At 64.3% G+C, this 14061-nt stretch carries 12 protein-coding genes; 7 read left to right on the top strand and 5 right to left on the bottom strand.

The window, feature by feature from the left end:
• Positions 1–33 precede the first annotated feature (33 nt).
• Positions 34–495, bottom strand: a complete 462-nt coding sequence (locus U0004_RS04200) for an Lrp/AsnC family transcriptional regulator (RefSeq protein ID WP_034784295.1) — start codon at positions 493–495, stop codon at positions 34–36.
• A 99-nt stretch (positions 496–594) separates the two neighbouring features.
• Between U0004_RS04200 and ilvB the strand changes: the two genes are divergently transcribed.
• Positions 595–2355, top strand: coding sequence for a biosynthetic-type acetolactate synthase large subunit (gene ilvB / locus U0004_RS04195; protein ID WP_115057402.1), 1761 nt, complete (start codon positions 595–597; stop codon positions 2353–2355).
• A gap of 98 nt (positions 2356–2453) precedes the next feature.
• Here ilvB and U0004_RS04190 read toward each other — a convergent pair whose 3' ends face one another.
• A complete protein-coding gene (locus U0004_RS04190) occupies positions 2454–3311 on the bottom strand; it encodes a helix-turn-helix domain-containing protein (protein WP_070259884.1) in 858 nt (285 codons plus the stop codon).
• 114 nt (positions 3312–3425) lie between these two features.
• On the opposite strand from U0004_RS04190, the gene U0004_RS04185 reads away from it, so the two are divergent.
• From U0004_RS04185 to bamE, 5 genes are read left to right on the top strand one after another with little or no spacing between them, the layout of a single operon-like run.
• Positions 3426–4868: a cytochrome P450 gene (locus U0004_RS04185; protein ID WP_070259917.1), complete on the top strand. Its 1443-nt coding sequence runs from the start codon at positions 3426–3428 to the stop codon at positions 4866–4868.
• A 36-nt stretch (positions 4869–4904) separates the two neighbouring features.
• Positions 4905–5366: a GNAT family N-acetyltransferase gene (locus U0004_RS04180; RefSeq protein WP_070259886.1), complete on the top strand. Its 462-nt coding sequence runs from the start codon at positions 4905–4907 to the stop codon at positions 5364–5366.
• Positions 5363–5722 (top strand): nucleotide pyrophosphohydrolase, encoded by a 360-nt coding sequence (locus U0004_RS04175; protein ID WP_070259888.1) that lies wholly within the window; start codon positions 5363–5365, stop codon positions 5720–5722. Before U0004_RS04180 ends, U0004_RS04175 begins: the two co-directional genes overlap by 4 nt.
• A 48-nt stretch (positions 5723–5770) precedes the next feature.
• Positions 5771–6559 (top strand): hypothetical protein, encoded by a 789-nt coding sequence (locus U0004_RS04170; protein WP_070259890.1) that lies wholly within the window; start codon positions 5771–5773, stop codon positions 6557–6559.
• Positions 6556–6864 (top strand): outer membrane protein assembly factor BamE domain-containing protein, encoded by a 309-nt coding sequence (bamE, locus tag U0004_RS04165; protein WP_070259892.1) that lies wholly within the window; start codon positions 6556–6558, stop codon positions 6862–6864. Before U0004_RS04170 ends, bamE begins: the two co-directional genes overlap by 4 nt.
• A 68-nt stretch (positions 6865–6932) precedes the next feature.
• On the opposite strand, the gene U0004_RS04160 is transcribed toward bamE, so the two are convergent.
• The 3 genes from U0004_RS04160 to U0004_RS04150 all read right to left on the bottom strand — a co-directional run bounded on the left by U0004_RS04160 (position 6933) and on the right by U0004_RS04150 (position 12304).
• Complete coding sequence (locus U0004_RS04160; protein WP_070259894.1) at positions 6933–8594, bottom strand: methyl-accepting chemotaxis protein; 1662 nt, start codon at positions 8592–8594, stop codon at positions 6933–6935.
• Positions 8595–9030: 436 nt separating this feature from the next.
• Entirely contained in the window at positions 9031–11187 is a 2157-nt protein-coding gene (locus U0004_RS04155) for a DEAD/DEAH box helicase (protein WP_071653749.1), read from the bottom strand.
• A 271-nt stretch (positions 11188–11458) separates the two neighbouring features.
• The gene (locus tag U0004_RS04150) at positions 11459–12304 is read right to left on the bottom strand and encodes an alpha/beta fold hydrolase (RefSeq protein WP_070259896.1); all 846 of its coding nucleotides are present in this window, start codon (positions 12302–12304) and stop codon (positions 11459–11461) included.
• Positions 12305–12439: 135 nt separating this feature from the next.
• Here U0004_RS04150 and U0004_RS04145 point away from each other — a divergent pair, with 135 nt between their 5' ends.
• On the top strand, positions 12440–14056 hold the full coding sequence (locus U0004_RS04145; protein ID WP_070259898.1) for a M28 family peptidase: 1617 nt from the start codon (positions 12440–12442) through the stop codon (positions 14054–14056).
• The last annotated feature ends 5 nt before the right edge of the window (positions 14057–14061 follow it).

Here is a 14061-nt window from a genome sequence, read left to right as displayed (position 1 = left end):
GCACTAGGGAAAAACTCCCGCCGTGCGGGGGAACTAGCGTTGTAAGGGCAGGTAACTCTGTTTGAGCTGGCGCAACACGAAACTGGATTTGCTGTGGCGGATGCCGGGAATTTTATACAGGCGCTCGCGCAGCAGGCGTTCATAGTCGCGCGTGTCGCTGACGGCAATGCGCAAATAGTAGTCGTAGTCGCCCGAGACGAGAAACGCTTCCAGCACTTCCGGGATCATGGCCAGCGCGTGGCCGAATTCGAACAGGGCCTGGTCGGAATGGTCGTCCAGCGTGACTTGCACGATGACGGTGTCGGCCAGCCCCACCTTGGCCGCGTTGACGTTCACCGTATAGCCTTCGATGACGCCATCGTCTTCCATGCGCTTGATGCGGGCCCAGCATGGCGACGAGGTCAGGCCCACCTTGGCGCTCAGCTCATGCAAGCTGATGCGGGCATCCTGTTGCAGGGCCGTCAGGATGGCGAGGTCGAATTTATCCAACTTCATTCTGTCATCTCCTTATTTCACAGCAAATTTTGCTGAAGATTGCATTCTATACGAAAAAACCAGCAGCCTTTTCTGTCGGGGCGAGCAGAAAATAGACACATGAAACCCGATCCCGATCCCCTCCTCGCTCCCGCCACCGATACTGCGCCGCGCAACGGCGCCAGCGTCCTGATCGACACCCTGCTGGCCCTGGGCGTCGACACCGTCTTCGGCTACCCGGGCGGCGCCGTACTGCCCCTGTACGATGCGCTGCACGCGCAGCCGCGCTTGCGCCACGTGCTGGTGCGCCACGAACAGGCAGCCGTGCATGCGGCCGAAGGTTATGCGCGCAGCACGGGCCGGCCCGGCGTCGTCTTCGTCACGTCCGGCCCCGGCATGAGCAACACCACCACGGGCCTGCTCGACGCCCTGTGCGATTCGATTCCCCTCATCTGCATCAGCGGCCAGGTGGCCACCACCAGCATCGGCACGAACGCCTTCCAGGAATGCGACGCGCTGGGCATTTCGCGCCCCGTCACCAAGTGGAACCGGCAAATCCGCGCGGCCGACGAGACGGCTGGCGTGGTGCAGGAGGCGTACGCGCAGGCCACGCAGGGCCGGCCCGGTCCCGTGCTGATCGATTTTCCCAAGGATATGCAGTTGGCGCGGGTCGCGGCCGGCACGCCGCTGCCGTCCGTCGCCGCCGTCCCTGCCCCCCTGCCCGGCGCGGCCGATATCGAGCAAGCCGCCAGCCTGATCGCCGGTGCGCGCCAGCCCGTATTCTATGGCGGCGGCGGGCTTATCAATTCCGGCCTGGATGCCTGCGCCGCGTTCGGCCAGCTGGTGAAGCTGGCGGCCGCGCCGTGCACCTTGACCCTGCTGGGCCTGGGCGCCTTTCCCGCCTCGCACCCGGCCTTCCTCGGCATGCTGGGCATGCACGGCACCCTGGAAGCCAACCTGGCCATGCATCATGCGGATTTGATCGTCTGCGTCGGCGCCCGCTTCGACGACCGGGTCACGGGGCGGCTCGATGCCTTTTGTCCCGGCGCGAAAATCATCCACATCGACATCGACCCGGCGTCGATCGGCAAGGTGGTGCGCGCCGACGTGGCCCTGCGCGGCGATTGCGCGCCCGTGCTCGCGGCATTGCTGGCGCAGCTGCGCGGACGCCTGCTGGCCGACCGCCAGCCGTGGTGGCAACGCATCGACGGCTGGCGCGCGCAAGACTCGCTGGCGTTCGACGACACGCCGGAAGTGATCGCGCCGCAGGCGCTGATGCGCCAGCTGCAGGCGGCGCTGGACAGCATGGATGGCAGCGACGCCATCGTCGCCACCGACGTGGGCCAGCACCAGATGTGGGCGGCACAGCATATGCGCTTCGAGCAGCCGCGCCGCTGGCTCACCTCGGGCGGCGCCGGCACCATGGGCTATGGACTGCCAGCGGCCATCGGCGCGCAGATCGCCCATCCCGGCAAGCGCGTGGTGTGCGTCAGCGGCGATGCGTCGATTCTGATGAATATCCAGGAGCTGGCCACCGCCGTGCAGCACCGCCTGCCCGTGAAAGTGGTGTTGTCGAACAATGGCTACATGGGCATGGTGCGCCAGTGGCAGGAACTGCACCACGGCGAGCGCTACAGCCACAGCTACACGGAAGCGCTGCCCGATTTCGTCGCCCTGGCACGCGCGTTCGGCTGGCAGGCACAGACGGTGAGCCGGCGCGAGGAGCTCGACGCGGCGCTGGCGACCTGCCTGGAATCCAGCGGCCCCTACTTCCTCGACGTGCGCGTGCATGGCGCGGAAAACTGCTTCCCCATGATGGCGCCCGGCGCGGGGCACCATGAAGTGACCCTATCCAAGGGCAAGGTGTACAGCGAGCGGTAGGTCGGATTAGCGGCGCAGCCGCGTAATCCGACACCAGCGTCTTGCAACAATGTTGTCGGATTACGCGAGACCAGGCCTCGCTAATCCGACCTACGCCCTCAATTCCAGATTCTGTAAATCCAGTAACTTTCATCGTCGCGCATGGCCCGCACCAGCTCGGTGGGACTCAAGCCCGTGATTTCGCGCGTCTCGCGGCAGAAATGGGCCTGGTCGGCGTAACCGCCGCTGGCGGCGACGTCGGACCAGGACGCCGTGCCTTGCAGGATGGCACCGCGCTCGTCGAGAAACAGCTGTTCCGCGCGGCGCATGCGGCGCAAGGTGCGCATGGGCTGGCCGGCCCAGGCCTTGATGCGGCGCTCGACATTGCGCGCGCTGCTGGCCAGGCCCGTCGATGCCGCCTGCACGCCCAGGCGGCGCACCCAGTCCTGCACGGCGCCGGCAGGATGGTCGCCGCTCTTGCGCGCCAGCTGCCAGCGCGGCGCGAGAAAATCTTCCACCAGCCTGACGCGGGCCTCATCGTCCGGCGCCGCCAGCACGGCGTCGGACAGGGCCTGCCAGTCGGCATCGAACAGCGCGTCGAACGGGCGAAACTGGTCCAGCAGGCCATCCATCGACACGCCCGTCAACGCATGCAGCGCGGCCGGATAAAACATGACGACAAACGAACGCACGGGACCGGGGTTGTAGCTGACCAGCGGATACGAGCGGGGGCCGCCGAACAGCGCGGGCGGCATGCGCACATCCCGCAGCGACAGGCCCGGCGCGGCCGCTTCCACGTCGCCCGCGACGGTCCAGATGATGCTGCACATGGGCGCAGCGGGAAAGCGGTTCAGGCGCTGCGCCGGCGGCAGGGGCGCGCAGCCCGTGGTGTCGCGCACGAGGAAGGCGCGCACGCAGGAAGCGAGCGCGGTGCGCGGCGCGATCAAACGGGTCAGGGGCGTAGGGGCGGCAGGCATGGCGACGATTGTACCGGCAATTTCTGGCCGCGCACGATGTCGTATTCGTTCAAGACGCGGGCGCGCAAGCGCGCTACAGTCATGCCATCGTTCCCACTGAAACAGGAGCTTGCCATGCCGCCACTCGACCACGCCGCCGCACCCGACATTGCCCGGCCCCTGCGCCAGATCCGCCGCTTGCCGGGGCCTTTCGCCCTGCCCATCGTCGGCAACAGCCTGCAACTCAAGCTCACGCGCATCCACCGCGACGTGGAAGCGTGGGTGCGGCGCTACGGCCCCTACATGCGCGCCTGGTTCGGCCGCACCCTGGTGCTGGTAGTGGCCGACAGCGAGGCCGTCGGCGCCGTGCTGCGCGACCGGCCCGACGGTTTTCGCCGCCCCCTGAGCAGCTCCATCGTGTCCGAGGAAATGGGCGGCATCCCCGGCCTGTTCCTGGCCGAGGGCACGGAGTGGCGCAACCAGCGCCGCATGGTCATGGCTGGCATGGCGCCTGGCGCCATCAAGGCCTATTTCCCCGCGCTGGTGACGGTGGCCCAGCGCTTGCAGCGGCGCTGGCATCTTGCCGCCACGCAAGGTCAGGCGATCGACCTGGACGGCGACCTGAAACGCTACACGGTCGACATCATCGCCGGCCTGGCCTTTGGCACGGAAGTCAACACGCTCGAATCGGGCGAGGACGTGATCCAGCGCCACATGGACGACATCCTGCCCGCCGTGGCGCGGCGCAGCCTGTCCATGTTCCCGTACTGGCGCTATGTCAAGCTGCCCGTCGACCGCCGGCTGGACCGCGACGTGGCGGCCCTTTCCGCCGCCGTGGCCGGCCTGGTACAGCAGGCGCGCACGCGCATGGCGCACGACCCGGCGCGCCGCGAACATCCGCCCAACCTGCTCGAAGCAATGATCGCCGCCGCCGACCTGGAAGGCAGCGGCGTGACGGACCGCAACGTGGCCGGCAACGTGCTGACCATGCTGCTGGCCGGTGAAGATACGACGGCCAACACGATTTCCTGGATGATTTACCTGTTGCAACGCCATCCGCACACCCTGGCGCGGGCGCGCGAGGAAGTGCGGCGCCTGGCGCCCGACGTGGCGCACTTCACGATCGAGCAGATGGATAGCCTCGACTACCTGGGCGCCTGCGCCAGCGAAGCCATGCGCTTGAAACCGGTGGCGCCCTTCCTGCCCGTCGAAGCGCTGCGCGACACGGTCATCGCCGACATCGCCGTGCCGGCCGGCACCCTCGTGTGGTGCGTGATGCGCCACGACACGGTATCCGATGCGCACTTTCCCGATGCCAGTGCCTTCCAGCCCGAACGCTGGCTGGCCGAAGGCGGCGAGGCGAACAACAAGCGCGTCTCGATGCCCTTCGGCGCCGGCTTGCGCACGTGCCCGGGCCGCTATCTGGCCTTGCTGGAAATCAAGATCGCCATGGCCATGCTGCTGGGCAGCTTCGACATCGCCGGCGTCGACACGCCCGATGGCGACGAGGCGCAGGAACTGATGGGTTTTGTGATGTCGCCCATCGGCCTGACCATGCGCCTGACGCAGCCGCAGTGATACCATGGGGGAAGTCCCATTCATTCGACCTCCCTCATGACTATCCGCCTGGAATCGCCGCAGCAAGCCGATGTGCAAACCCTGATCGCCGAGCTTGATGCCTATCAACAGACCCTGTACCCGGCCGAGTGCGTCTACTCGCTGGACCTGGCGTCCGTGCCGCCGGAGACCCTGCTGTTTGCCGTCGCCCGCGATGCGGCCGGTGCGGCGCGCGCCTGCGGCGCCATCGTCGTCACGCCCGCTTTCGGCGAGGTCAAGCGCATGTACGTGCACCCGGACAGCCGCGGCCTGGGCCTGGCCAAGCGCCTGCTGGCGCTGCTGGAAGAACAGGCGCTGGCGCGCGGCTGCCGCTTGCTGACCTTGGAGACGGGCATCCACCAGCCAGAAGCCATCACCCTGTACGCGCGCCACGGCTACCAGCGGCGCGGACCGTACGGCGACTATCCCGACGATCCATTCAGTGTCTTCATGGAAAAAACGCTGCAGGTGGCGGCATGAGCGCACCCACCGACAGCCTGCTCGACATTCGCGCGCGCCTGCGCGCCTTTGCCGACGAACGCGACTGGGAGCAATTCCACACGCCGAAAAACCTGGCCATGGCCCTGTCCGTGGAAGTGGCAGAACTGGTGGAACACTACCAGTGGCTGCCCACGGGGGCGGACGCGGAACTGGACGAAGCGAAGCGCACGGGCATCCGCCACGAACTGGCCGACGTGCTGATGTATCTGGTGCGCCTGGCCGACAAGAGCGGCGTCGACCTGCATGGGGCCGTGCTGGAAAAGATGGAACTCAACGCACAGAAATACCCGGCGCAGCAGGTGCGTGGCGATGCGCGCAAATACAGCGAATACTGATCCGTCATCCGTGCGTGGCTGCCGCGCAAAAAGGCGTAGCATCGGGCCATGCGTATCCCTCTTTCCCTGCTGCTTGCCTGCCTGCTCACTGGCCCTGTTGCCCTGGCGCAAACCGCGCCCGTGCCGCAAGTCAAAGTCGACGCCACGCGCGACCCTGTCGATAAATCCTACCGCAAGATGCTGCAGGGCGTGGACCGCTTCGAGCGCGACCATGCGCTGGCGCCGCAGGCCGTGCTGCGCTTTCGCTTGCTGCCGCGCCAGCCCGGCGTGGACATGACGGGCGTGCAGCTGCGCATCGCTGGCGACACGGTCAGCATCCCCTTGCCCTTGGCCGAGGACAACAGCTTTGCCCCCGTGCGCCATGCGCAAGCGGCGCGCGAAGACGCCGTGCTGATCGCCAACCGGAAGGCCACCACCATGAGCTGGCGCGCGCAAGTCATCACGCCCGGCTTGCCGCCCGGCACGCGGCGCCTGGGCGACTTGCGCCTGGAATGCCGCGCCGGCATGGATTCCGGCCTGATCTCGAACGACCCGCAAATCATCGCCTGGCTGTCCAGCATGCTCTACAGCACAGATAAAGTGTGTTCCGAGCCGGATGGCAATTATCTGTTTTTCACGGAGCGCCCCCTGTTCGGCGTCACCCTCGTGCATGGCGAACGCCGCCTGGCCCTGCCGTTCACCATGCTGTACGCGGGCGGCGAACAAACGCCCGCCTCGCTGCCCTATTGCGATTGCCAGGTCTTGCTTGACCGCACGTATTACGCGCCCCTGTGGGATAGCAACTGGCCCGATGATACCTTGCTGGAATTTACTTATATGGACGAGGTGGCGCCATGAAGTGGCTCAGTGTCTTCGCGCTGGCGCTGCTTGCCGCCTGCTCCGGCACGCGCGCCTTGCAGGCGAGCAAGAATGTGCCTTACGCAAAGCTGGAGCAGACGGTACAGCCGGGCAGCAGCACGCGCGAACAGGTGCGCGCCGCGCTGGGCGACAGCACATCCATCCGTTTCGACAGCGGCAATGAAGTGTGGATGTACACCTACCCGGCCGCCTCGGGCGCGCAGGGAGAATATGTGATTCTGTTTGGCGGGGATGGGGTGGTGCGGAAGGTGCGCAGCGGCGAAGTGTACCGGGTGAAGAAGTAAAACTACCAAAAAAACAAACTGGGGTCGTACCCTGAGGGTACGACCCCGGTCTTTCGCCGTTGGGGTAATTAGCGTGCTTTCAGCAAGGCCCGCGACGCCACGCCGGCCGCCACGCTGGGACTACGCCCCACGCCGGCAACCTTGCGCTTGGGCGACGCCTTCAATTTGAAGATGCCGATCGACTGGGCCACGCTGTCGGTGCGCTGCGCCAGGTTGGTGGCGGCCGCCGCCGCCTGCTCCACCAGCGCCGCATTCTGCTGCGTGATGCCATCCATGTGGATGACGGCCTGGTTGACTTGCCCGATGCCCTGGTTCTGCTCGCGCGTGGTGGAGGAAATCTCGTCCATCACTTCCGTCACGCGGGCCACCGAGGCGATCACTTCCGTCATGGTGGCGCCCGCATTGCTGGTCAGCACGCTGCCCGCGTTCACGGTGGCGATCGAATGGTCGATCAGGTTTTTCACCTCTTTTGCTGCCGTCGCCGAGCGCTGCGCCAGGCTGCGCACTTCACCGGCCACGACGGCGAAGCCGCGGCCATGCTCGCCCGCGCGCGCCGCTTCCACGGCCGCGTTCAAGGCGAGGATATTCGTCTGGAAGGCGATGCCGTCGATGAGGCCGATGATGTCGAGAATCTTGCGCGACGAAGTGCTGATCTCGTCCATCGTGGTGACCACTTCGCTGACGATGGTGCCGCCCTTGGCCGCGACGGTCGACGCCTGCGCCGCCAGGTCATTGGCCGTGGCCACGTGGTCGGCGCTGTTTTGCACCGTGGACGTCAGCTCTTCCATGCTGGCTGCCGTCTGCTCGAGGCTGGACGCCTGCGATTCCGTGCGGCTGGACAGGTCCATATTGCCCGTGGCGATCTCCGCCGTGGTGATGCGGATATCCTCGAAGTTGGCGCGCACGTCGCCGATGATGCTGTGCAGGTTGATGTTGGTCTGGCGCAAGGCCGCCATCAATTGCCCCATGTCGTCGTCGCGCACCTTGTCGATGACGCCCGTCAAGTCGCCACCGGCCATCTTGCGCGCCACGGTGATGGCGTCGCCCAGCGGTGCAACGAGGGAATTGTGCAGATGGGCCCAGAAATACAGCATCAGCGCCACGGCCGCGGCGGCAGCACCGCTGAGCCAGCTGCGCGTGGCCATGCTCGTGTCGCCGTCGATATTCCACACGGCGCAGCCGAGGATGGCCAGCACCACGCCAAACACGATGCAATGCAGGGCCAGGTCTTGCGACAGGCTCAGCTTGCGCCACTCGGCCAGCCTGGCGGCCCAGCCCTGGCGCACGACGCGGCCATTGCGGATCGCCAGGTTGGCACTATTGCCGTCCTTGAAACTTTTATACAGGGCTGCCGCTTCATTGATCTGCTCGCGCGTGGGCTTGGTGCGCACGGACATATAGCCGATCGGGCGGCCGTTTTCGATGACGGGCGTGATATTGGCGAAGACCCAGTAGAAATCGCCATTCTTGCAGCGGTTCTTGACCATGCCGGTCCATGGCATGCCCGTCTTGATGGTGTCCCACAGGTCGGCAAACGCTTCGGCCGGCATATCGGGATGACGCAAGATATTCTGTGGCGCACCCAGCAATTCCATTTCTGAAAAACCGCTGACTTCAATGAAATACTGATTGGCGTAATTGATGTTTCCCTGTAAATCCGTGGTGGAAACAATCGTCATGCCTTCATTTAATACGTATTCATTTTGCGTGATAGGTGTATTGACCCGCATCGTCGCTCCTCTATTTTTTTTCAACTAGCATAACAAAAACATAAAAACAATATACCACATCAAGCACCCATGATATATCGCGTCGGCGACAGTGACGCCAGTCAAATAATTTAATAAAAGCCAATTCATTTATGTTTTAGAATTTACTTTGATTCAACTTGATTGATTTTATTGAATGTAAAATTTAAATTGCGTGCATACAAAATAATTAATAAAAAATTATGTATCGATGCACCAGCCGATAAATACGCTGTTTGTGCCGATAAAAATGCGCAGAGGGGCATGCCAATTACCGGCACATGGCGGCGCCAGTTGCCAACCATAACGCGGCAACCATGTTCATTTCTTGAGGGAAAATAAAAACTGGCGCGAATGCGCCAGTGAGGGAACTGTCTCCAATCCGCGACACAGGCGCCGGAGCGCCCGTGGGAATGGCTTACTTGTACGTTTTACGGGGTGGCGACTTCGGACGCGGTGGCGCAGGCTTGCGCTCCGTCGTGCCATCGTCAAGGCTGATGCGCAGTTTCTGGCCCGAGACCACGACCGATTTCAGGTGGTCGAGGATTTCCGGCGGCATGCCTTCCGGCAGGTCCAGCACGCTGTAGTTGTCAAAGATATCGATACGGCCGATATGCTTGGCTTCCAGGTTCGCTTCGTTGGCGATGGCGCCGACGATGTTGCTTGGCGTTACGGCATGCTCGCGGCCCACTTCAATGCGGTAGGCCGTCACGCCTGGGCGTGGACGTTCCTTCTTCGGCGCGCGCGGGGCAACTTCGCCCGCGTCCGCTGGCGCATCCTTGAACGCTGGCGCGGACTTGGCGGCAAACGGCTTGCGTGGCGCGGCTGGCGGCGCCAGGTCCGGCGCGTCGCCGTCGCGGCTGATGCGCAGCTGCTGGCCCGCCACCCACACGGTTTTCAGCTGGTCCAGCAATTCTTTCGGCATGCTGTCCGGCAAGTCCAGGACGCTGTAGTCGTCATAGATTTCGATGCGGCCGATGTTTTTCGAATCGATGCCCGCTTCGTTGGCGATGGCGCCCACGATATTGCCCGGCTTCACGCCGTGCTGATGACCGACTTCGATGCGGAAGGTCTGCATGCCGGCGTCGGCCGGACGCTGGATGCGTTCCTTTTTCGGGAAGGCCGGGCGTTCGCCACGGTCGCTGCGCTCGTTACGGTCGAAGCGGTCGCCCCGTTCCGGACGGTCGTTGCGCTCGAAGCGGTCTTGGCGCACGGGACGGTCGTCTTGCCACGTGGCTTGCTCGCGCGCCTTGTTCTTGTCCAGCAGCAGAGGCACATTGCCACGCGCCATCTTCGCCAGGGCGGCGGCGATTTCGATGGCGGGAATGTTCTGTTCGCGTTCGAAGTCTTCGATCAGCGACTGGAACTGTTCCAGTTCGCCCAGGGCCAGGGTTTCGCTGATCTGTTCCTTGAACTTGGCGATACGCACGTCGTTGACGGCCTGGATCGTCGGCAGTTCCAGCATGCCGATAGGCTGGCGGGTCGAGCGTTCGATGGCTTTCAACAGGTTCTTTTCACGTGGCGTGATGAACAGGATCGCTTCGCCGCTGCGGCCGGCGCGGCCCGTGCGGCCGATGCGGTGGGTATAGCTTTCCGGATCGTGCGGCACGTCATAGTTGACGACGTGGCTGATGCGCTCGACGTCCAGACCGCGGGCGGCCACGTCGGTTGCCACGAGGATGTCGATCTTGCCGTCTTTCAACTGCTGGATCGTGCGCTCGCGCTGGGCTTGCTGGATGTCGCCATTGATGGCGGCAGCCGAGAAGCCGCGCGCTTGCAGCTTGCCGGCCAGCTCTTCCGTGCCCAGCTTGGTGCGGGCGAAGATGATCATGCCGTCAAACGCTTCCGCTTCCAGGATGCGGGTCAGCGCGTCGAGCTTGTGCATGCCCGACACCAGCCAGTAGCGCTGGCGGATGTTGTCGGCCGTGCCCGTCTTGGCGGCAACCGTCACTTCGGCCGGGTTCACCAGGTAGGTCGTGGCGATGCGCTTGATGACGGAAGGCATGGTGGCCGAGAACAGGGCCGTTTGATGGCCTTCCGGCGTTTCTTGCAAGATGCGTTCGACATCGTCGATAAAGCCCATGCGCAGCATTTCATCGGCTTCGTCCAGCACCAGGGTCTTTAGTTTGGACAGGTCGAGCGAACCCTTGTCCAGGTGATCGATGACGCGGCCAGGGGTGCCGACGACGACGTGCACGCCGCGGCGCAGGGCCGACAGTTGCGGGCCGTAGCTTTGGCCGCCGTAGATCGGCAGCACGTGGAAGCCGGGGATGTGGGCGGCGTACACCTGGAACGCTTCGGCGACCTGGATGGCCAGTTCGCGCGTCGGTGCCAGGACCAGGGCTTGGGGTGAGCTTTGTTTCAGATCGATGCGCGACAGGATCGGCAAGGCGAAGGCGGCGGTTTTACCCGTGCCTGTTTGCGCCTGGCCCAGCACGTCGCGGTTCGCGAGCAATAATGGAATCGTGGCCGCCTGGATAGGCGACGGTGTTTCGTAACCGACATCCTTGAGCGCGCGAATCAGCGGCTCGCTCAGGTTAAGGTCGGAAAATAAGGAAATTGGTGTATCAGACATGAAATCACTCACAAGTTCGCTCGAATCGCCCAATGCGAAAGAGTGTATCTGCTAGTTTACTCTTTACTGGACCTTACCGGGTGGCCGCATGCCGCAGAACGCCGTTTTTTGCGCCATATCTACGTAAAAAAGCCAGAAAAATCGGCGATCCGCACGCAATTGGCGCGTGATTTTGCCAACATTAAACGATACACAACAATCTGCGGCCTGCGGCAGTTCCATGCGTCAACAGCAACGGCGGGCGCCTCGAGACGATGGCGCCCGCGCCGTTTCAGGTGCGCAAGAACTCCAGCAAGTCCTCGTTCAGCCGGTCCTTGTGCGTCGTCGCCAGGCCGTGCGGCGCGCCCGCATACACGAGCAGCTTGCTGCCGATAATGAGCTCGGCAGTGCGCCGCGCCGAGGCGGCGATCGGCACGATCTGGTCGTCGTCGCCATGGATCACCAGGGTCGGCACGTCGAATCTGGCCAGGTCGGCCGTAAAGTCCGTCTCGGAAAATTGCTTGATGCACAGGTAGGCGGCCGGCATGCCCGCCTGCATGCCTTGCCGCCAGAAACTGTCGCGCACGCCCTGCGACGGGGTGGCGCCGGGCCGGTTGTAGCCATAGAAGGCCTCGCTCAAGTCGCGGAAAAACTGGCTGCGGTCGGCCTGCACGCCGGCGCGGATGTCATCAAAAACGGATAACGGCAAGCCCAGCGGGTTTTCCGCGGTTTGCAGCATCAACGGCGGCACGGCGCCCACCAGCACGGCGCCGGCCAGGCGCTGCGTGCCATGGCGGCCGATGTAGCGGGCCACTTCGCCACCGCCCGTCGAGTGTCCCACGAGGGTGGCGCCCGTCAAATCCAGTGCGGCGAGCAAGGCGGCCAGGTCGTCGGCATAGGTATCCATGTCGTTGCCGCCGAACGGCTGGCTGGAGCGGCCATGGCCGCGCCGGTCATGCGCGATGACGCGGTAGCCGCGCGAGGCAAGGTAGAACATCTGGTCTTCCCACGCATCGGACGACAATGGCCAGCCGTGGCTGAAGACGACGGGCGGGCCGCTGCCCCAGTCCTTGTAGTAGATCAGGGTGCCGTCGGCGGTACGCAGGGTATTGCTCGATTGCAAGTTAGGGCTAGTCATGGAACGCTCCTTGTCGGTGGACCAGCAGCCATTGTGGCCTCAATCGCCTTGCGCGCGCCGCGCGCTACGCCAGAGCATTGCGGTAGAGTAAGATTGCCGCTGCTTTGTTTTCCCGTATTCACTTTTGGAGTTGCCATGCGTTTTCCCTTCGTCCTCGCCGCCAGCCTGCTCAGCACGGCTACCCTCGCCCAACCGCTCGTTACCGAAGCGCCCCTGCGCGCCCATCTGTCCTTCCTGGCCGACGACTTGCTCGAAGGACGCGGCACGGGCCAGCGCGGCGGCGACCTGGCCGTGCGCTACCTGGAAACGCAGGCGGCCGTGGCCGGCTTGCAACCCTTGCCGGATGGCACGTATCGCCAGGCGCTGACCATCGTCGGCAGCAAGGCTTTGCCATCGAGCAAGGTGACCTTCAGCGCGGGCGGCAAGACCTTGTCTCCCGCCTTCGGCCAGGACATAGTCTTTGGCGCGGCGAATGGCCAGCAGAAGGTGGCGTTCGACGCGCCCGTGGTGTTTGCCGGTTACGGCATCCACGCGCCCGAGGAAAACTGGGACGACTTCAAGGGTGCTGATTTAAAAGGCAAACTGGTCATCATGATGGTCAACGATCCGCAACCGACCGCCGCCGAACCCAACCGCTTTGCCGGCAAGTCGCTGACCTGGTACGGCCGCTGGGTCTACAAGTACGAGGAAGCGCTGCGCCAGGGCGCCGCCGGCGTGCTGCTGATCCACACGACGGCATCGGCCTCGTACCCGTGGTCGGTGCCCGCCAACGGCTTCGGCCACGAGCGCTTCAACCTGGCCGGCGCGGGCAATGCCATGGAAGGCTGGCTGCAGGAAGACATGGCGCGCACGCTGTTCCAGGCCGCCAGGCAAGACCTGGACGCCTTGCGCGCGCAGGCGGAAACGCGCGCATTCCGCCCCGTGGCCCTGAACGCCACGGTCAAGGTGGCACTGGACAGCCAGATCCGCAGCATCGAGCAATTCAACGTGGCCGGCATCGTGCCGGGCACGGACCCGAAACTCAAGGACGAAGCCGTGATTTACTCGGCCCACTGGGACCACCTGGGCAAGGACGACGAAGGCAGCGCCCGCTCAGGGCAAAGCGACCATATCTACAACGGCGCCATCGACAACGCTTCGGGCGCGGCCGCCCTGCTGGCCATGGCGCAGGTAGCCGTCAAGCAACCGGCACGCCGCACGCAGATCTTCCTGTGGCCGGCAGGCGAAGAAACGGGCATGCTGGGCAGCACGGCCTATACGCGCAAGCCCCTGTGGCCACTGGCCAAGACGGCCGCCGACCTGAACCTCGACAGCATGAACTTCGTCGGCAAGACGCACGACATCGGCGTGGCCGGCGCCGAGCGCAGCAGCCTGTACGCGAGTGCCGCCAAGGTCGCCAAGCGCATGGGCCTGCGCCTGGCGCCAACGATACCCGACCTGTCCGGCGCCTTTTACCGGGCCGACCATTTTGCGTTTGCCAAGGCCGGCATACCCGCCTTCAACGTGGGCTCGGCCGTGTTCTCCGGCGATGGTTCGTTCGATTTCGTCAAGGACCCGAAAGCATCGAGCGAGCGCCTGGTCGCCTTTAAAAAGGATTACCACCAGGTGACGGACGAGTACAACCCGTCATGGGACCTGTCGGGCATGGTACAGCAGGCGCAGTTCACCCTGAATCTCGGCTATGAAGTGGCGAATGACAAGAATTTGCCTACATGGAACAAGGGCGAGGCGTTTGGAAAAGTAAAACGGTAAGCAGA

It is taken from the genome of Janthinobacterium lividum, assembly GCF_034424625.1.
Classification (GTDB): Bacteria; Pseudomonadota; Gammaproteobacteria; order Burkholderiales; family Burkholderiaceae_D; genus Janthinobacterium; species Janthinobacterium lividum.
This window is presented reverse-complemented; position numbering and strand designations above follow the sequence as displayed.